Annotated in this window: 15 protein-coding genes; 9 read left to right on the top strand and 6 right to left on the bottom strand. The window is 69.7% G+C overall.

Annotated elements, in window-relative coordinates:
* Nucleotides 1-47: 47 nt before the first annotated feature.
* Nucleotides 48-1,592, bottom strand: coding sequence for a sugar transferase (locus tag M3667_RS05940; protein WP_251506263.1), 1,545 nt, complete (start codon nucleotides 1,590-1,592; stop codon nucleotides 48-50).
* 137 nt (nucleotides 1,593-1,729) lie between these two features.
* On the opposite strand from M3667_RS05940, the gene M3667_RS05935 reads away from it, so the two are divergent.
* Nucleotides 1,730-3,361, top strand: a complete 1,632-nt coding sequence (locus tag M3667_RS05935; protein ID WP_251506259.1) for a hypothetical protein — start codon at nucleotides 1,730-1,732, stop codon at nucleotides 3,359-3,361.
* On the opposite strand, the gene M3667_RS05930 is transcribed toward M3667_RS05935, so the two are convergent.
* Nucleotides 3,348-4,691 (bottom strand): O-antigen ligase family protein, encoded by a 1,344-nt coding sequence (locus M3667_RS05930; protein WP_251506258.1) that lies wholly within the window; start codon nucleotides 4,689-4,691, stop codon nucleotides 3,348-3,350. The two genes, M3667_RS05935 and M3667_RS05930, sit on opposite strands and share 14 nt — an antisense overlap.
* Before the next feature lie 302 nt (nucleotides 4,692-4,993).
* Between M3667_RS05930 and M3667_RS05925 the strand changes: the two genes are divergently transcribed.
* From M3667_RS05925 to M3667_RS05895, 7 genes are read left to right on the top strand one after another with little or no spacing between them, the layout of a single operon-like run.
* Complete coding sequence (locus M3667_RS05925) at nucleotides 4,994-5,962, top strand: glycosyltransferase (protein WP_251506255.1); 969 nt, start codon at nucleotides 4,994-4,996, stop codon at nucleotides 5,960-5,962.
* Nucleotides 5,959-7,314, top strand: a complete 1,356-nt coding sequence (locus tag M3667_RS05920; RefSeq protein WP_251506252.1) for a flippase — start codon at nucleotides 5,959-5,961, stop codon at nucleotides 7,312-7,314. Before M3667_RS05925 ends, M3667_RS05920 begins: the two co-directional genes overlap by 4 nt.
* A complete protein-coding gene (locus M3667_RS05915) occupies nucleotides 7,295-8,335 on the top strand; it encodes a nitroreductase family protein (protein ID WP_251506249.1) in 1,041 nt (346 codons plus the stop codon). The genes M3667_RS05920 and M3667_RS05915 overlap by 20 nt, the downstream gene beginning before the upstream one ends.
* On the top strand, nucleotides 8,332-9,438 hold the full coding sequence (locus M3667_RS05910; RefSeq protein WP_251506245.1) for a polysaccharide pyruvyl transferase family protein: 1,107 nt from the start codon (nucleotides 8,332-8,334) through the stop codon (nucleotides 9,436-9,438). The genes M3667_RS05915 and M3667_RS05910 overlap by 4 nt, the downstream gene beginning before the upstream one ends.
* Entirely contained in the window at nucleotides 9,435-10,490 is a 1,056-nt protein-coding gene (locus M3667_RS05905) for a glycosyltransferase family 1 protein (protein ID WP_222123892.1), read from the top strand. Before M3667_RS05910 ends, M3667_RS05905 begins: the two co-directional genes overlap by 4 nt.
* Nucleotides 10,487-11,545, top strand: a complete 1,059-nt coding sequence (locus M3667_RS05900) for a polysaccharide pyruvyl transferase family protein (RefSeq protein ID WP_251506242.1) — start codon at nucleotides 10,487-10,489, stop codon at nucleotides 11,543-11,545. The genes M3667_RS05905 and M3667_RS05900 overlap by 4 nt, the downstream gene beginning before the upstream one ends.
* On the top strand, nucleotides 11,546-12,841 hold the full coding sequence (locus M3667_RS05895) for a BNR repeat-containing protein (RefSeq protein WP_251506239.1): 1,296 nt from the start codon (nucleotides 11,546-11,548) through the stop codon (nucleotides 12,839-12,841). It abuts the gene before it with no gap.
* A 32-nt stretch (nucleotides 12,842-12,873) separates the two neighbouring features.
* Here the strand turns inward: M3667_RS05895 and M3667_RS05890 are convergent, their stop codons facing one another.
* The 3 genes from M3667_RS05890 to M3667_RS05880 all read right to left on the bottom strand — a co-directional run bounded on the left by M3667_RS05890 (nucleotide 12,874) and on the right by M3667_RS05880 (nucleotide 16,843).
* Nucleotides 12,874-13,923, bottom strand: a complete 1,050-nt coding sequence (locus M3667_RS05890; protein WP_251506236.1) for a glycosyltransferase family 4 protein — start codon at nucleotides 13,921-13,923, stop codon at nucleotides 12,874-12,876.
* Nucleotides 13,920-15,383, bottom strand: coding sequence for a polysaccharide biosynthesis tyrosine autokinase (locus M3667_RS05885; RefSeq protein WP_251506233.1), 1,464 nt, complete (start codon nucleotides 15,381-15,383; stop codon nucleotides 13,920-13,922). Before M3667_RS05885 ends, M3667_RS05890 begins: the two co-directional genes overlap by 4 nt.
* A gap of 80 nt (nucleotides 15,384-15,463) precedes the next feature.
* Complete coding sequence (locus tag M3667_RS05880; protein ID WP_251506227.1) at nucleotides 15,464-16,843, bottom strand: polysaccharide biosynthesis tyrosine autokinase; 1,380 nt, start codon at nucleotides 16,841-16,843, stop codon at nucleotides 15,464-15,466.
* A 96-nt stretch (nucleotides 16,844-16,939) separates the two neighbouring features.
* Between M3667_RS05880 and M3667_RS05875 the strand changes: the two genes are divergently transcribed.
* The gene (locus tag M3667_RS05875) at nucleotides 16,940-18,154 is read left to right on the top strand and encodes a hypothetical protein (RefSeq protein WP_251506224.1); all 1,215 of its coding nucleotides are present in this window, start codon (nucleotides 16,940-16,942) and stop codon (nucleotides 18,152-18,154) included.
* A 75-nt stretch (nucleotides 18,155-18,229) separates the two neighbouring features.
* Here M3667_RS05875 and M3667_RS05870 read toward each other — a convergent pair whose 3' ends face one another.
* Nucleotides 18,230-18,826, bottom strand: coding sequence for a low molecular weight phosphatase family protein (locus tag M3667_RS05870; RefSeq protein ID WP_251506221.1), 597 nt, complete (start codon nucleotides 18,824-18,826; stop codon nucleotides 18,230-18,232).
* Nucleotides 18,827-18,868: the final 42 nt, after the last annotated feature.

The raw sequence follows: 18,868 nt of genomic DNA, 5'->3' as shown, positions 1-18,868 counted from the left end.
TGCCCTCATTCTGGAGGGACCGCCCGGCGCGGGGAAGCCCCTTCCGGTCAGTGCGCGGTCTCGCCCGGCGCGACGACGGCGCGGAACGTGCGCAGGAGGATGACGATGTCCTGCGTGAACGACCAGTTCTCGACGTAGTAGAGGTCGAGGCGCAGCGAGTCCTCCCACGACAGCGTCGAACGCCCGCTGACCTGCCACAGGCCGCTCATTCCCGGCTTCACGAGCAGACGACGGTGAGCGGCGTCGTCGTAGAGCTCGACCTCGGCTTGGCGCTGGGGTCGGGGACCGACGAGGCTCATGTCGCCGAGCAGCACGTTGATCAGCTGGGGGAGCTCGTCGAGCGAATATCGGCGCAGGATGCGCCCGACGCGCGTGACGCGCGGGTCGTTGGCCACCTTGAACAGGGGCTTGTCGGTGGTGCCCTGCTGGTCGAGCAGGCCCGCGAGCTGATCATCGGCGTTGGCCACCATCGAGCGGAACTTCAACATGCCGAACGGTCGTCCGCGACGCCCGATGCGCTCCTGCGAGTAGAAGAGGGGCCCGGTGCTGGTGAGCTTCACCGCGAGCGCGACGACGATCATGACGGGCGAAAGCAGGAGGAGCAGCAGCGCGGAGCCGACGATGTCGAAGGAGCGCTTCGCCATGCGATTGATGCCCTCGAGCTTGGGGAAGGAGACGTGCACGAGCGGCAGACCCGCGACGGGGCGCGCGTGGATGCGGGGGCCGGCGACGTCGGTCAGTGCGGGCGCGACGATCCATGCCACGTCGCGGTCGGCCATGGCCCATCCCAGCTCGCGCATGGCCTGCGGGTCGAGGTCGTCGGCACCGGCGACGATGACGGTGTCGGCCTTGACGCTGTCGACCGTCTGCTCGGCCTCGGCGTACGAGCCGAGGACGGGGACCGATTCGATCTCCGCCCGGGTCCCGCGCTCGGTGACGGCGCCGACGATGTGGTAACCGGCGCGCGACGCGCGCTGGATGGACCGGATGACGTGCCCCACCTTCGCGCGCTCGCCGATCACGACGGCGCGGTGGACGTCTTTGCCCTGCAACTGTCGGCGGTGCAGCCACCGGCGCCAGAGCGAACGCGACACGATCAGCAGCACCGCACCGATGGGGAGGGCGAGCACGAACAGCGATCGAGCGAGATCGATGCGCAGGAAGAACGCGATGACGAGAGCCAGGCCGAACGCGAGCAGGGATGCCCTGACGATGCGCTGGTACTCGGCGAACCCCTCGCTGACCGTGTGGCGGTCGCGCGAGTCGACGACGTCGAGACAGATCAGCCAGATGACGCCGAGGACGACCAGCGCCAGCGCGTACGAGATGCGCGGACCGCCGTCCCAGGCCACGGGGAGACTCAGCTCGGGCAACGCGAGGAGAGCGTAGATCGAGAACGACAGCGCGATCACGAGGGCGTCGCTGTAGAAGAGCCTGCTCGCGTAGCGCTCGGGCCACCGGGCGACGCGCTTGCCCGACGGGCGGTGCTCGCCCGCCCCGGGGGCGGGATTCCGTGCATCGTCGACCCCGGCGCCGGGTACGGCCGAGGATGGATCTCGATGCTGCATTGCCGGTGCGGCGTGTCGCGTCACGATGGGCTCCCATGTCGTCGGCAGACGTCAATCATACGTCGCGCTAAGCACTCCCCCAGGCTCGCCGCGCGACGGCGGCGGACCAGCCCGCAGAAATACACCTCACAGACGAGGAACCCGCACGTTACGCTCACCCCATGTCCTGGGGGAGAGAAATCAACACGACGCGCCGTCGAGCACTGCTCGGCATCGCCGCAGCGGCCACGGCCGTCACCGTCGCCGCACCCGCTCAGCGCGCATCGGCGGCCGACCCCGCCGACGTCGTGACCAAGCAGCAGGTGCACGGTGTCCGCAACATCCTCGAGTTCGGCGACTCGAGCATGACCGACGAAGCACGCCTGCGCCTGGCGCTCTCGAGCTTCGTCTCGTCTCGCGAGGAGGTGCGACTGACGATCTCGCGCCGCATGGTGATCACCGACACGATCACCGTGGACACCTCCTACGTCTCGCTCGACTTCACCCAGGGCACCGTCGACGCCCGCGGGGTGAAGAACAAACCCGCCTTCGTCTTCACCGGCAGCAGCAACGCCGGCTACCCCAACACCCGTTGCACCGTGACGGGTCTGCGCATCCTCGGCCCGGGCTCGGCGGCGACGACGGCTCCGGGAGTCGTCTTCGAAGGGACAGCCACCACCGACGTGCGCGGGGTCGGGATCTTCGGCATGGAGCTCTCCGGCTTCGCGACGGGGATCGAGTTCCGCTCCAACGCGTTCCTGCTCAGCTTCTTCAACTGCCACGTCTATCGCTGCAACGTGGGCATCTCGATGCCCGGAGGACTGCGCAACTACGGCGAGAACATCAAGTTCATCGGCGGCGGCATCGGCACCTGCGATCTCGCGGTGCAGAACTCCAACCCCGACGGCAATTTCCACCTGATCTCCACCTCGATCGACTTCTGCCGACGTGCCGTCGAGGCCCTCGCCGGCGGTGTCTTCATCGATGCCCCGCACATCGAGTTCAACGAGACGGGGGCGCGGTCCACCGACGCCCACTTCGTCACGGGCTCCGACTCGAGCGCGAAGATCATCCTGACCAGTGGCCACATCTTCTTCCACGAGGACCCCGTGGCCCCCGCGATCTTCGAGACCCGCAACCCCAGCTGGGGTGGCGGCATCCACCTCATCAGCACCGCCCTCATGCGCACCAGCACGACCTCCGGCTTCCTGTGCGGGGGAACGGGTCAGATCACCATCAGCGATCCCGTCGTGTACGACGGAGGCGCGTCCGGCTCCTCCATGGGCGCCCTCATGCCCAGCCCGCAGGCCAACGTCCTCGTCGACGGCAGCTTCGAGCAGAGCACCGTCGTCGAGGCCTACGTCAACAACACCGACCGGACCTCGCGCACGGCCAACCCGGGCATCTCCCTGCGCGTGGCCTCGGGCAACCTGGTCGTCAAGAGACTCAGCACCACCAAGCCCGGCACGGTGGCGTTCGACGTGCCGGTCGCTTACGGCAAGCTCTACGCGATGGCCATCACCTTCGGCTCGACGACCTCGACCGGTTCGCTCGAACTGATCGAGTCGTTCGTCGCCCTGCGCGGCGAGACGACGGCGGGAGTGCCGAACGTGCTGCGAAATCAAGCGCGGGGAGCCACGTCGATCCCTCTCAAGACGATCGCCGGCACGGCCAACTATCGGCGCGTCTTCGGCGCCGGCACGTGGGACCGCCGTGCACCCGCCTGGGCCACGCACTTCCGCCTGCGGTTGCTGTTCGACAAGACCGGGCTGGGTGAGACCCAGATCCAGGAGATCGTCATCACGGCGTTGTGACCGCGAAGCCCCGTTCACTCGGGGCGTCGAGCGGCTGACCTTTGAGCCCGCCCTCGGGCAGGAGATCGGTCGGCGGCGCCTTGGCGGTCGGCGTCGTGGCGAGCAGGGCCACCGCGAACCAGATGGGCAGCACCGTCCACGACGGCGCGGCGTTCAGACCGACGGCGAGGAAGACCGCCATCGCCAGCACGCTGCGGGGCGATCGCAGGTTGCGCAGGATCAGCGTGAGGATGAGTCCGATCAGACACGCGACGGCGACCACGCCGACCTCGGCGAGGACCTGCGCGTAGGCGTTGTTCGCGATACCGCGGTTGCCGATGGCCGCCGCGGTGTCGCTGAACGCATCGTCCCAGTACCCGTACCGACCCGGGCCCACGCCGAGCCACGGGAAGACCTCGGACATGTCGATCGCTCGCTGGATGGACGACGTGCGGTTGTTGAGCGAGTATTCGATGCTCGCGCCGAGTGACGCGTCGCTGATGAGGCCGAGCTTGCCGAGCTGGCGCGTGATGTACACCGCGACCACGTCGACGGTGGAGACCACGATGATCCCGACCAGGGCGACGAAGGCCAGGACGCCGACGACACGACCGGCCGGTCGCAACACCGCGACGGCCAGCACGCCGACCACCACGCCCACGAGGGCGACGGTCGACTGCGAATACAGGAGGCAACCGGCCGCGGCGGCGACGCCCCACCAGTCGCGGCGACGGAGAACGACGAAGAGCGCGATACCCGCGAAGAAGCCGAGGTAGTTGCCCTCGAGGAAGGGGCCGTTGCGCGGGAGGCCCACGCCGTACGCGGCGCCGATCTGTACCGTGGCGTGGACCTCGCGCAGGATCGACGCGGCTCCCACGAAGTAGAGCGCCACCTGCAGCAGGCTCCAGGCCGCGGCGAGCTTGACGGCTACGCCGAAGCCGCGGGCGATCCAGTCCGGTCCGAGTCGCGTTCCGGCGAAGTAGGAGAGGACGATGACGAGCGCCGCATAGACGAAGTACAGCAGCATGTCGGCGTTCATCCCGCGCTCGTACCCGAGTGCGGTCTCGCGGGGCGGTCCCATGATCAGCCACAGCGTGGTGGACAGGTAGACCAGGGCGAGCAGGGCCCACTGCAGCGGCGCGCCGAAGTACCGCCGACGCTCACCCGTGCGCTCACTGGTCATGTAGAGCACGACCGCCAGGATGCCGGTGATCTCACTGATCTTCAGCGGGAATCCGGCGTCGATGGTCAACGCCTGCTGGAAGGGCACCGCGCACACCGCGATGAACATGAGCTTGGACGCGAGAGTCGGGGGAAGGCGCTCCGCCAACGCTGCTCTCACATCACTCACCGCGTCAGCGTACCCAACCGGGCGCGGATCGGACGAATGACGTCGCTCATATCAATGCGCTGACGTCCATTGCTCAGAAAGGCGCCCGACGTGGGAGCACATAGACTGGAGGCCATGACCGAAATGCCTGGCCCCGGCCATTGCTCGGGGACAGATCGGTGAGGGTCGTCTTTCTGAGCCACACGGCGCCCAGTGGTGTGTTCCGTGTCGGAAGCCACCATCTTTCCCGCGAGATCGCGCGTCTCGGACATTCCGTGGCGCACGTCGCGACGCCCGTGTCGCTCGCCCACCTCGGAAAAGCGATGCGTGATGAGGACGTGCGCGCGCGTCTCGAATCGGCGCGCGCCCCTCGGTCCGACGCCGACGGGGTCCGTCAGTTCGTCCCCCTCGTCCCCGCACCACTCGGCTCGGTGCCCACCGCCGTGAACGAGGCGCAGTTGCGCCTGACAGGTCCCTGGCGTCGCCGCCGTCTCGGTGCCTTCCGATCAGCCGACGTGGTGTTCGTGGACCAGCCCCTGCTCGGCCCGGCGATCGCGGACTTCCCCCGGGCGAAGATCATCTACCGCCCCACGGACGCGCACCACGACCCGCGCGCCCGCGCGGCCGAGGTGCGGCTGCTCGAGCGGGCCGACGGGATCTCCGCCGCCTCCGCCTCGACCCTCGAGCAGGTCACCGCGGGCACCGGATGGACGGGACCCTCGACCGTCATCGAGAACGGCGTGGAGTACGACCGGTTCGCTTCCGCGGGCGACGGTGGAGACCGATCAGGTGTCGTCTATCTGGGCGCCCTCGACGCGCGCTTCGACTGGGCTCTCGTGGCCGACCTCGCCCGGGCGCTTCCCGACGTGTCGTTCACCATCGCCGGCCCCCGCCCCGCGGTCGTCCCGGCGCTCCCCACCAACGTCGCCCTGGTCGGTGCCGTCCCGTACGCGCAGGCGCCCGCGCTGCTCGCCCGTCACGCCATCGGACTGCTCCCGCTCTCGGACCACCCTGGGAATGCCGGTCGCAGCCCGATGAAGTACTACGAGTACCTCGCCGCCGGTCTCTCCGTCGTGGCGCGCTCCTCCGACGAGCTGCGCCGCCGCGCCGACACGAACGTCCACCTCTACGACGACGTCGTCGGCGCCGCGCGCGCCGTCACCTCGGCCGCGGCGGCCGGCGAGGCCGAGCGCGCGGCCGGGCGTCGCGCCGCTCAGGACATGGGCTGGGCCGACCGGGCGAAGCGTCTTCTCACCTTCGCGGACTCGGCGCACAGGGGTTCGGCGACGTGAGCACCTCCTCTGCGCCGTTCTCTCGGCGCCGCTCGATCAAGAGCGGCGTCTGGGCGACGATCCAGCAGTTCGTCACCCTCGGCAGCACGGCCATCACCGGCATCATCCTCGCGCGCACGGTCAGTGTGTCGGATCTGGGGGTGTTCAGCTTCGCGACGAACCTCGCCAGCATCGGCACGGCGATCCTGACCGCGGGTCTCGCCGGTATCGCCATCAAGGCGTTCGTCGACAAGCCGGCATCCGCCCATCGCACGATGACGGCGCTGATCCTCATCCGCGAGTTCTTCGCGATCCTGGCGTACCTGGTGCTCCTGCCGATCTCGGCCCTGGTCGGCGACGCCGCCGTCGTCGGTGCCACGGCGATCGCACTGCTGGTGCTGTTCGCCCGCGCCCTCGATGCCAGCGAACTGTGGTTCCAGGCCCAGGCGCGCAGCGGGAGTACCGCGCCGGTGCGCATCGCCGTCGTCCTGGTGATGCTCGGCATCCGACTGGTCCTCGCCTTCACGGGCGCCGATCTGATGACCTTCGTCATCCTGTACGTCGTCGAAGCGGTCGTCGTCTCGAGCCTGCTCCTGGTGCGGTACGCCCGTGACCGCGACTCCCCCAAGTTCGCCAAGCCCGAGATCGAGACCCCGCGCGCTCTGCTGGGCAGCTCGTGGATCCTGATGCTGGCGAGCCTGGCCACCCAGATCAACTCCCGCGGCGACGTCGTGGTCATCCAGGCATTGCTGGGCAGCTCGGCCGTCGGCCTGTACTCCGCCGCGGCACGCCTGTCGGAGATGGCGTACTTCCTCCCCGTCGTGTTCATGACGGCGACCTTCCCCCGCCTGCTGCAGGTGCGGCGGGAGTACGGCCAGAAGAGCCGGCAGTACAAGCAGGAGCTGCAGGCCAGTTACGACCGCGCGTTCTGGGCCGGGGTGCTCATCGCCGTGGTGATCCTGCTGATCGGCCCGTGGGTTCTCACCACCCTGTACGGCGCGAAGTACGAGGCATCCGGTCCCGTGCTGCAGATCCACGTGCTCGCTCTGCCGTTCGTCTTCATGGCGGCGGTGTTCAGCAAGTTCATCATCGCCGAGAACGCCCTTTTCGCCTCGCTGACCAGAAATACGCTCGGCGCCGTCCTCAACATCGCCCTGAATTTCCTTCTCATCCCGCATTGGGGAATCCTAGGAAGCGCGTGGGCGACGGTGTTCTCGTATTTCGTCGCCTCCTATCTTTCGTGTTTCGCGACGAAGACGACACGTGTCGCGGGCGTTCAGATGACGTTGGCGTTCATTTATCCGCTCCGACTCCTCGCCTCCGCTGTGCGCGGAACGCGAAAGAAAGGCAGCCATGAAGAAGAAGCTCCGTAAGGCCGCAGGTCGTCTGCGGGAGCGCCTGCGCGTTCGCCTTCGCAAGGGCAACGCCCTCGAGCGCTCGATCTACTTCACGTTCTGGAGCGACGCCTACCGGCGCGAGCGCCTCGTGGTCGCCCGCGGCAACCAGGAGTACTGGCGCCGCCTCGAAGACGGCAAGCTCGAGTTCCTCCTGCGCCGCAACATCCACATGGCTGAAAAAGGTCTCACCATGCGCCCCCGGCGCGAGACCTTCGCCGTGGCGTACATCGAAGAGACCGTCACCCTCGCCGGCCGTCTGACCCAGGCGATGCCCCCGATCATCTCGGCCGAGGTGGAACTGTGGGCGCGAGAGGTGCTCGAGCGCTACTTCGAGGCGACGGCGTCGAGCTCCGACCCCACGATCGCGCGTGCCCGCGAGAACTTCGGCCGCATCTCGTGGAACATCGAGCGCGACAACACCAGCGGCCCGCACGCCCCCTTCGTGGACGCCCCGCCGGTCGAGATCGAGGCGCTGACCGCTCTCGCCAAGCGCCGCAAGTCGGTGCGGTGGTTCGAGCAGCGGCCCGTTCCGCATGAGGTCGTCGACAAGGCCATGCTCGTTGCCGCCGAGGCCCCCACCGCGTGCAATCGCCAGCCGTTCTCGTTCCGCTTCTTCGACGACCCCGAGCAGGTCGCCAAGGTCGCCAAGGTGCCGATGGGCACCGCCGGATACGGCCAGAACCTCCCCGGCATCGCCGTGATCGTCGGCGACATGTCGGCCTTCATCGACGAGCGCGACCGCCACCTCATCTACACCGACGGCTGCCTCGCGGCGATGTCCTTCATCCTCGGCCTCGAGTCGCAGGGCGTTGCCTCGGTCTGCATCAACTGGCCCGACATCGCCTCGCGCGACGAGAAGATGAGCCGCCTTCTCGGCCTCCAGTCCCACGAACGGGTGGTCATGCTGGTCGGCTACGGCTACGCGGACGAGCAGGGCACGACGCCCTACTCCGCGAAGCGCCACCTCGACGCCCTAAGGAGCTACAACTCGCTATGACCGCTGAGTGGATCGAACTGCGTGGCGTCAACACGCACAACAAGGGTGCCCATCTGATGATGATCGCCGTGGCGAATCGACTGCAGGGTCGGGCGAAGCTGACCGTCTCGCCCAACGGCAGCGACTTCGACGAGCGCGGGGCTCTCGGCTTCCACCAGACCCTCCTGCTGAACCAGCTGCCCGCCGTGTCGGGCGCCGTGGGCGGTCTGATCCCGGCCTCGGTCAAGGACGCGTTCGGCCTGGTCGCCTCGAAGGACGTGGGTGGTGTGCTCGACGCCGCCGGCTTCGCGTACAGCGACTCCTTCAGCATCCAGCGCAGCAAGCGCGAGGCCAAGATCAGCGCGGCCTGGAAGAAGCGCGGCGTTCCGCGTGTCTTCCTCCCGCAGGCGTTCGGTCCGTTCACGAATCCCGAGCAGGCGAAGTGGACCCGCGAGCTGCTCGACGGCGCCGCCCTCGTCTACGCCCGCGACCGGCAGAGCCTCGACTACGTCACGGCCCTCGGCGCCAAGACCGAGGTGCGCCTCGCCCCCGACTTCACCATCGGCCTCAAGCCCGGTGGCATCCCCTCGCCCCTCACCGGCGAGTTCGGCGCCATCGTGCCCAACGCGAAGATGCTCAGCCACACCAAGCTCTCGCTCGAGGAGTACACCCAGTTCCTCGCCGACGGTGCGGCGGAGTTCCGCGCTCAGGGGCTGCGCGCCGTCGTGGTCGTGCACGAGCACAACGACCGCGCCCTCGCCAAGGCGCTGTCCGAGCGCAGCGAGGTCGAGATCTTCGAGAGCCCCGACCCCCTGGTGCTCAAGCGCGTGCTCTCGGACGCGCGGATCGTGGTGGCCAGTCGCTTCCACGCGCTCGTCAGCGCCCTCTCGTCGCGCACGCCCGTCGTCGCGCTGGGGTGGTCGCACAAGTACGCCGAGCTCCTCGAGGACTTCGGGGCCGGTGCGTGGATGACGGACGGGTCGGATGCCATCGCCGCACGCATCCGCCACACACTGACCGACACCGAGACCGCCGCCCGCCTGGACGAACGGGTGCCCGAGCTGCTCGCGCAGAACGAGCGCATGTGGACCGAGGTCGAGTCGGTCCTCGGGATCCGTTCGTGACCGCCGGGAGCGGCTCGTCGCGCCTGCGCGTGCTGATGCCGTCGCGCTTCGTCGACCGTCACGTCGGCGGCAACACGACCTACGCGCGGTACATCGCCACGGGCCTCGAGGCTCGGGGGGTGCCCGTCGGGCGCATCGCTGCCGCCTCGCACCCGGTCGCGACCGCCGCACTCGAGACCGCCGCGGGGCTGCGCCGGCACGCCGCGGGCGATGTGCTCCACTACGTCGGAGACACGGGGCCCCTGCTCGGCACCCGGACCCCGACCGTGGTCACGGTGCACGGCGTCGCCAGTCGATGGATCGACGTCGCACGTCGTCCCGCGCAGGAGAAGGCGTGGCGTTTCCGCGTCGGCCGCGCGATCAGCGCCGCCGACCACGTCATCACGGTGTCGAACTCCAGCGCGCGCGATGTCGCCGAGGTCTTCGGCGTCGAGCCCGAGCGTCTGACGACCATCGAGCACGGCATCGACGTGGAGCGGTTCTCGACTCCCGTGGAGCTGTCAGCCGAGGTGCGCGCGAAGCTCCCCGAGCGTTTCGCCCTGTACCTGGGCAACATCGAGCCGCGCAAGAACCTCGTCTCGCTGGTGCGGGCCTTCGCGACCCCCGAGGTGCGCGCGCTCGGCCTGCCCCTCGTCATCGCCGGCAAGGCGGCGTGGAACGCCGACGACTCGCTCGGCGAGATCCGCGACTCCCCCGACGTCATCTCGCTCGGGTTCGTCAGCGACGAGGACCGCGCCGCTCTCATGCAGGCGTGCGAGGTCTTCCTCTTCCCCTCGCTGTACGAGGGCTTCGGCTTCCCCGTGCTGGAGGCCCTCGCCGCCGGCGCCGTCGTGGCCACCTCGGATCGCGGATCGCTCGCCGAGGTCGCGGGCCCGTCGCTGCGCCTGCCGGGTCTGGAGCCCGAGGCGATCGCCGCCGGCATCGTCTCGGCGGTCACCGACGACACCGCCCGCGCGCAGTGCCGCGCAGAGGGCCTGGCGTGGGCGAGCCGCTTCACGTGGGACGCCAGCGTCGACAAACATCTCGAGGTCTACCGGCGGGTGCTGCGATGAACCGTTCCCCTCGCGTGCTGATCCTGCACGCCTATTCCGCCGACAATGCCGGCGACGGTCTGCTCGTGCGCGAGACGCTGGCTCTGCTCGAGGACGCCTTCGGTGCGGTGGATGCCACGATGCTCGCCTCGCGCCCGGACAGCTTCGCCGACCTGGGCATCCCGACCTTCCCCACCGTGCCGACCCGACGCGGATGGGACCGGCGCACGCGCGCCGTGCTCTCGCGCATCGACGACTTCGACCTCGTGGTCGGCGTCGGCGGTGGATATCTGCGCGCGGGCACCCCCGTCGAGTTGCTGAAGTCCGCACTCGTCATGGGACCGCAGCTGTGGGCGGCCTCGCGCTCGAGCACGCCGTCGGTCTACCTCCCGCAGAGCATCGGGCCCGCCCGTTTCGGCACGCGCCGCGTGCTGACGCGCCTGCTCCGCGACATCGACGTGGTCATGGTGCGCGACGACCGCACCTTCCTCGAGGTCGCGGGACCCACCCTCGTTCGCACGCCCGATCTGGCCGCGGCGTCCATCGCCGACGCCCGCAAGGCCGGCACCACGGTGGAGCCCCGCCCCGTCCTGTCGATCCGCAGCGTCCACGGTCGCATCAACCCCGACATCTACGCGCTGGCCGAGCGCATGACGCCCTACGACGGGTACATCCAGAGCACGATCGGCGGTAACGACGACCGCCCGGCATCCGCGACCCTGAGCCCCGCACGCACCCTCGAGCGCAGCGAGCTGATGGGCGCCGGGAGCGCTCCGCGTGTGGTGGTGGCCGTGCGTCTGCACGCCGCCCTGATGGCTCTTGCCGCGGGTCACTACGTCGTGCACCTCGCGTACGAGCGCAAGGGCTTCGGTGCCTTCGACGACCTCGGGATCTCGCCCTGGGTGCACCGCGTCAACGGCTTCGACGTCGACACCGTCGCCACCCAGGTCGCCGACCTGCTGAACGATGCGGCGGTGCGCGATGACTACGACGCGCGCCTGATGAACTCGTCGGCGCGCATCCGCGATGCCCGCGCGGACATCGTCCTCGCCCTGCAGAACGCGATCGGAGACTAAGTGCGCCGGTCCGACCCGGCCGACCCCTCCTCCGTGCGGCGGCGTCCGCGTACGCGCCTCGCCGCAGCGCTCGGCCTGCTCGCGGCCGTGGCCGTCGGTGCTGCCGGGTGCGTGGCGGGTCCGCCCGCCCCTCCCGAGCCCGCTCCCTCGACCGAGATCGTCGCCACGATCGACGACGCCATCCAGGAATGGTGGATCGGTCCCGTCGTGCAGCAGCAGTCGGACTGGTACTCCACCGCGGCGCTGAGCGAGACCGGCGAGGTGGAGGCCGTCGACATCGACGACACGGGCGCCACCTCCCGCACCGTGGTCGCCACCGCCCCGGTGGACGACCACAACGTGCCGGCGCGCATCATGCTCCCCGGACGCGGATCCCTCGTGCAGTGGACGCACCACGGCACCGAGGAGGGCTTCTACGTGTCCGTCGCCCCCGGGTCGGGACGCGCCGAGACGTTCGCCGACCGTCCGGTGACCGAGATCACCGTGGGCAGCAAGGTCTCGTACGGCCAGATCCTGCATATTCCCGATGCCCAGACCGCCGACACCGACACGTTCTGGGTGCTCCTGCGCAACGACCTCAACTGGGGCATCGCGGAACTGGTCGTGAACTGGTCCACCGGCGAGGCGAGCTACTCCGGCAAGTACCGCCGTCTGGTCACGTTCCCCGAGCAGGCGTACCTCACCTCGACCTTCGACGACACGTCGGCGGGGACCGTGCGCATCGCCGCGGGGTACAACCCCGCCGTCGGTCGCAGCGAGGTCTATCTGCTCGAACTCGACCTGCGCACCGGCATCCTGACGGATCTGATGAAGCCCCGCACGACGCACGACATCACGTCGTCGACCTACCTGTCGGCGGAGGAGCTCACCCCGGTGCTCGGGCAGACCTCCGGCACCCGCCGTCTCCTCGACGTCCGTCCCTCCCCCGCCGCACCCGCGGTCCTGACCGTGGAGTACCCGGGAGACGTCTCCCCCGACGGCGTGTACACCGAGACCGCCGTCGATGAGAACGGCCTGACGACGTCGCGCACCTTCGGGAAGACGGGTGCCCACCTCGAGCGCTATCCGTGCGGTGCGTCCTATGGCGTCGACGGTTCGGTCTGGCACTGCGGCGAGGACGGGGGGACGTCCTCCCTGTGGCGCGACGACCGGAAGATCCTCGACTCCGAAGCGCCGCTGTTCCGTCCGATGCCGACTCCGGGCGGGCCGGTCTCCGTGCTCGTCGGAAGGATCGAGCGGTACGAGGACTACACGAGCTGGAGCGGGAGCTCACTGCTGGCCGTCGCGGTGCGCTGACCGCACGACGAGGGGGGCGGATGCCGCGGGGCTCAGATCCCGCGCCAGACTGCGTCGAGCGCGTCGGCCTGGGTCGTGGGGTTCATCTGCGCGAGCATGCGTTCGCCGCGCTCCTGCGCGTCGCGCAGCGCCGCCGGATCGTCGAGGAGTCGGCGCACGGCGGCCGCCCCGTCGGAAGCGGAATCGAAGGTGAGCAGACCCACCTCGTCGAGCGAGGGGATGCGGCGTCCGAGGACCGGGATGCCGCGAGCCGCGGCATCGAGCACGCTGAGGGGGAAGCCCTCGTACGAGGCCGTGTGCACGTAGAGCGAGAGGGCGTCGAGCTCGCGCGTGACCTCGTCTTTGCTTAGCCACCCGGTGACCCGCACACCCGCCTCCTGCAGACGCTGCGTCCAGGCGTCGTCGCCGCCGCCGATCCAGACCGCCTCGACGGGAGCGGGGCCTGCGGCAAGTTCGCGCGCGAGAGCCATCAGCATCGCCGGGTCCTTCTGCCCCGCGAGGCGCCCGACCATGCCGATGCGTCGGGGAGCGTCCTCCGCGTGCGCACGAGGCGCGCGGGGAGGCACCGAGGCGGTGTTGGGTACGCGCGCCACGCGCGCCCCTGCGCCCAGCTGACGGGCCAGATCAGCCTCGTGCCCGGACAGGACCGCGAAGACGTCCGTCCGGCGCGCCAGGAGGCGCTCAGCGCCGCGGACGGCGGTTCGCAGCGCCCGCGACACGCTCGGGTCGTCGAACTTGAAGCAGTGCGGCGAGTAGACCACGGGGATGCCGGACGGCCTGACCAGTCGCACGAAGGCACCGGGGAAGCTCGAGTGCGCGTGGATCACATCGGCGTCGCTTCCGCGCAGGGCCGCGCGCGTGCGCACCGGCTGGCGCAGACGCGATGCGCCCAGGTCGAGATGCGCCGCGTCGACGTCGTCCCAGATCGGCGACGGCCGGCCCTCGACCCACGGCGACAGGATCGTGTGCCGGATGCCGCGGGGCGAGTTGCGGATGTAGTCGCACACCGCGACCGGGACGCCGCCGGTAAGACGATCGACCACGTGCACGACGGACGTGGAGTGATCGACCTCGGAACTCACTTCGCGGAGACCTTGCGCTTCTTCTTCGGACGCGACGAGGCGCGCTTTCCCGAACGCTTCGACGAGGAGCCCGACGAGGAGCCGGTCTCGGCGTCGCCGCCGTAGGAGTAGGCGCCGTAGCCGTAGCTGTCGGGGCCGCGGGTCGGGAGCATCGTCATGATGACGCCGACCAGGCGGCCACCCGCCGTCTGCAGAGTGCGCAGCGCGCCCTCGAACTCCTGCTTCTTGGCCTTGCCGGACGCGGCGACCATGATCGCCCCGCGCGTGACCTTGCTGAGGACGGCGGCATCGGTGACCAGCAGCAGCGGGGGCGCGTCGATGAGGACGTAGTCGAAGTGCTCGGTCAGGGTGGCGAGCAGCTGCGACATCGCGGCGGAGCCCAGGAGCTCGGCCGGGTTCGGCGGGACGGGCCCCGAGGGGAGCACGAACAGCTGACCGCGACCCCACTTCTGCAGCACGTCCGCGACGTCGACGCGGCCAATGAGCACGTCGGTCAGGCCGACGCCACCCTCGATGCCCATGTAGTCGGCGATACGCGGCAGGCGCAGGTCGCCGTCGAGCAGAGCAACGCGCGCCCCGGTCTCGGCGAGAGCGATCGCGAGGTTGGCCGTGGTGGTCGACTTGCCCTCACCGGGGCCGGAGCTGGTGACGACGAAGAGCTTGGGGCCGCCTTCGACGTTGAGGAACTGCAGGTTGGTGCGCAGTGCGCGGAAGGACTCCGACCGCGGGCTGCGAGGGTCTTCCTGCACGATGAGCGGACGCTTGGTCGCCTCGGGGTCGAACGCGATGCCACCGAGCAGTGGTGCCTCGGTGAGCGACTCGAGGTCTTTCAGCGTGCGCACGCGGGTGTCGAGGGCGTTGCGAAGGATCGACAGCAGCACGGCGACGACGAGGCCGAAGAGGGCCGCGACGACGACGATCACCGGGATGCGCGGGCTGAAGGGGGTCGAGGGCTCGACCGCGGGCTGGACGACCGTCAGACGCACCGGGCTGGCCGCCCCCTCGCTGACCGGCGGCTCGAGCGTGGTCTGGACGGCGTCCACCAGGCTCGAGGCGATCGCGTCGGCGAGCGTGGCGCTCTGCGCGCCGCTCGTGGAGGTGACGGTGATGTTGATGTTGACCGTGTTCAGCGGGGCCTCGGCCGTAACCTTCGAGGCGAGCGCGCCCACCGAGGTGTCGAGGTTGAGGTCGTCGATGACGGGCTGGAGCACGAGCGCGCTCGTGACGACGTCGACGTAGCTCGCGACGATCTGCCGGGCGAACGTGGTGCCCTGCACCAGGTCGCCCGTGGCGGGGTCGGCGCTATCGGCCTGCACCGACACGTACAGGCGCGTGGTGGACTGGTACTGGGGCGTCTGCGTCGCCGCGTAGCCGAATCCGCCGGCTCCGCCGAGGATCGTGAGCACCAGGATGAGCACCCAATTTCGGTGCAGGATCCGGATGTAGTCGCGCAACTCCACGGTGAATTCCCTCAATCACAGTCGTGGGGCACAGCTGTCGCGCCCCTTTTGTATCCTGTCATACCCCCATCGGGCAGACGTCATGCGTCGGTCGGCTGGTGCGTCATGCCGTATGTGTAGGCGCCGTACCCGTAGGTGTCGGGCCCTCGGGTCGGCAGCTTGGTCAGGATGACGCCGAGCAGGCGGACATCGGCCGCCGCCAGCGCCTTCGCGGCATCGGCGAGCTGGGGCTTGCGGGTGGATCCGGATGCCGCGACCAGGATGGCCCCGGTGGCGAAGCGCGCCAGCACGGCGGCGTCGGTCACCGGCAGCACCGGCGGGCAGTCGACGATCACGTAGTCGAAGGCCTGACGCAGCGTGTCGAGCGTCGCCTCCATCGTCGGCGAGCCCACCAGCTCCGCCGGGTTCGGCGGCTGCGCGCCGGCGGGGAGCACGAACAGACGCCCGGAGCCGTACGGCTGCAGCAGGGCGGACAGCGGCGCGGCACCCGCCAGGACGGTCGACAGTCCGGCGCCGCCTTCGATGCCAAAGATCTGCGCGGTGCGCGGCTTGCGCATGTCGGCGTCGACGAGCGCGACGCTCGAGCCGTCTTCGGCGAGGGCCAGGGCCAGGTTCGCGCTGGTGGTCGACTTGCCCTCGCCCGGGTTGGCGCTGGTGACCACGTAGACGGGCGCGCGTCCGTCGAGATTGACGAACTGCAGCGCCGTGCGTGCACGACGGAACGCCTCGGACCGTGGATCGCGGGGCGACTCCTGCACGATCAGGGGCCGCTTGGAGGCGTCGGGGTCGAAGGGGATGCCGCCGAGGATCGGGGCCGACAGGATCGACTCGACGCTGGCGGCCGTGTGGATGCGGGTGTCGATGATCGTGCGGATGATCGCCAGGATGATGCCGGCGCCGGCTCCGAGCGCGAGGCCCAGGAGCAGGTTCAGACGGTAGTCCGGGGCGGAAGGCTCCAGCGGAACGCGCGCGGGGCTGACCGTCTCGACGCGGAGCAGTCCCACGCCCTCGGTTCCGCGAGGAGCCTGGAGCTGTTTCTCGACGACGGTCGTGAAGCTCTCGGCGACCGCATTGGCCAATTGCGATGCCTCGCTGGGAACGGCATCCGTCGCCGTGATGACGATCGTCTGCGTACTCGGCGGATTCTCAGCCGAAATGCGGCTTTCGACATTGTCGTCATTGCCGGAGAGCCCGAGTTGAGCGATGACGGGGTCGACGACGACGGCGCTCGAGACGAGGTCGACGAAGCTCTCGAGCGACTGGCGGACATAGCTGCGTCCCTGGATCAGGCCGTTCGGCGTGCCATTCGTCTCGGCCGCCACGTACAACTCGACCGAGGCCTTGTAGGTGGTGGGCGTCAGCACGGCGAGAGCCGTGCCGGCCGCGGCGCCGATCGCCATGCAAGCGACGACGAGCAGCCAGCCGCGCCGAATAGCAGCGAGCACGTCACGCAAAAGCAAAAGCAAATCCTCCGAGCGCTGAACGGGACCGTCCGCCCCGGTTAGCATTGAATGCCGACGCACGATCTTTTCACACTACGCGCCAAGAAAATTCTCATGACTCGAATGCAGGACCTCTTCGCTTCTCAGCGGCGACGCGACGAACGCGTCCGCACCACTCTCGGCGACCCTGCGACCGATCGGCGCCTCGAGGAGATGTTCGATGGCGCGCCCCGCGTCACCTCGGCGCCCACCGACTTCGCCGACGAGGTGCAGGCGTTGACCTCCCTCATCGGCAGCCGTCGCGTCGCCGAGCCCGAGCTGCGCGGAGTGAAGAAGCCCGGCCGCCTGCGCCGCAGCCGCAGCAGCCGCGACTGGCTGTCGATCGGCGCCGCCGCCCTCGCCATCGTCTCGGTCGTGTCGGCCTCGACCCTGGTGGGCATCTCCGTGGCGTCCGCCTCCCCCGCCTCGGATGCCCTCAACACCCTCACGGCGAACGAGGCGGTGCTGGCCAACAGCATCGAACGGGTGAACAGCAGCATCTCGGCCCTCGAGCAGTCCCGCCAGACGGCGAAGAGCGACGCCGAGGCTCTCGCCGCGCCTCTCGCCTCACTCGCCCAGATCGCCGAGATCCCCGCCGTCGCCACCGCCGAGACCGCGCGTGAGGCGCTGCTGGCGGAGATCGACGGCGTGAAGATGCCCGATCAGCTCGCCGCGTACCGACGTCCCGCGATCGACGGCGACTCGCTCGAGTCCGTCGGAACCGCGATCGACCTCGTCGACACCCGCACGCGCGAGGCGCAGGAGGCGTCGGCGCAGCTGGACGACCTGCGCACGACGCTGGAGAAGACGGTGCAGCCCTTCGAGGAGGCCGTCGCCGGAGTCGGCCGCGAGCTGCCCGCCGTGGCCACCACGCTCGTCACCGAGAACGACCTGGCCGACGAGACGCTGCGCACCAACGTCACCAGCCTCGCCGCGCGCGTGGCCACCGTCGAGAGCCACACCTCGCCCAGCGCCATCAGCGACTTCGTGAACGCCGTTGCCGCGCTGAAGACGGGGCAGCGCACGGCGGAGATCGAAGAAGCCGACCGACAGGCCGCCGCCGAAGCGGAGCGTCGTCGTCAGCAGGAGCTGCAGCGTCAGCAGCAGCTGCGGGAACAGCAGGAGCAGCAGGAACAGCAGCCGCAGCCGTCGACACCGCCCGCGTCACCCGCTCCCAGCCAGCCTGCGCCGGACCCGGTCGAGTCGACGCCGGAACCGTCGCAGCCGTCGACCGACCCCGGCACTGGCACCGGAACCGGAACTGGAACCGGAACGACTATCGGTCAGTAGCCCCCGAACGCCACGCCACTGCGGCCCGCACCCTCACCGAGGGTCGCGGGCCGCAGTCGTCTGACGGTGGTCGGGTCAGCGCGTGAGCGCGAGCCGCACGACGCGGACGACCTGCTCCACGGCGGGGGCCAGCTGCGACGCGGTGAGCTCGTAGGTCTCCCACGACCGGCGGTACGGGTCGACGATGTCGTCGTCGGCCGGGTCCGCGGGAGGAGGCGTCAGACCGCGCACCCCGGTCACCGCGTCGATGGCCGCCTTCAGCCGCCGCGAGTCGTCGTCGCCCGCGGCAGCCGCATCGCCGACGATGTCGGCATCCGGAACCTCCGCCGCGAGCCGCGCGAACTCACGCAGCGTCAGCGTCGACCGCAGCCGTGCCGGGTTGAGCTCGACGATGCGGCGTCGGTGCTCACGACTCATCGCGAGGATGAGGTCGGGGGCGCGCAGGTGGGCTTCGGTGAGGTAGGTCGCCCGGTGGCCCTCGATCAGCGCGGGATCGACGGCCAGCTGCGCCGCGAGGCGCTTCGTCTCGTCGGTCATCGACTCGCCCTGCAGTCCGTACGTGCCGGCGCTGGTGACCTGCACGTCGAGGTCGGCGAGCCGGGTCGCCAGCATCGTGGCGGCCAGGGGCGAACGGCACACGTTGCCCGTGCACACGGTCATGATCTCGATCATCGGAACTCCGTCTTCGTTCGCGCGCGATTCGATCGGCGCGCG

It is taken from the genome of Microbacterium sp. P26 (assembly GCF_023712585.1).
Classification (GTDB): Bacteria; Actinomycetota; Actinomycetes; order Actinomycetales; family Microbacteriaceae; genus Microbacterium; species Microbacterium algihabitans_A.
This window is presented reverse-complemented; position numbering and strand designations above follow the sequence as displayed.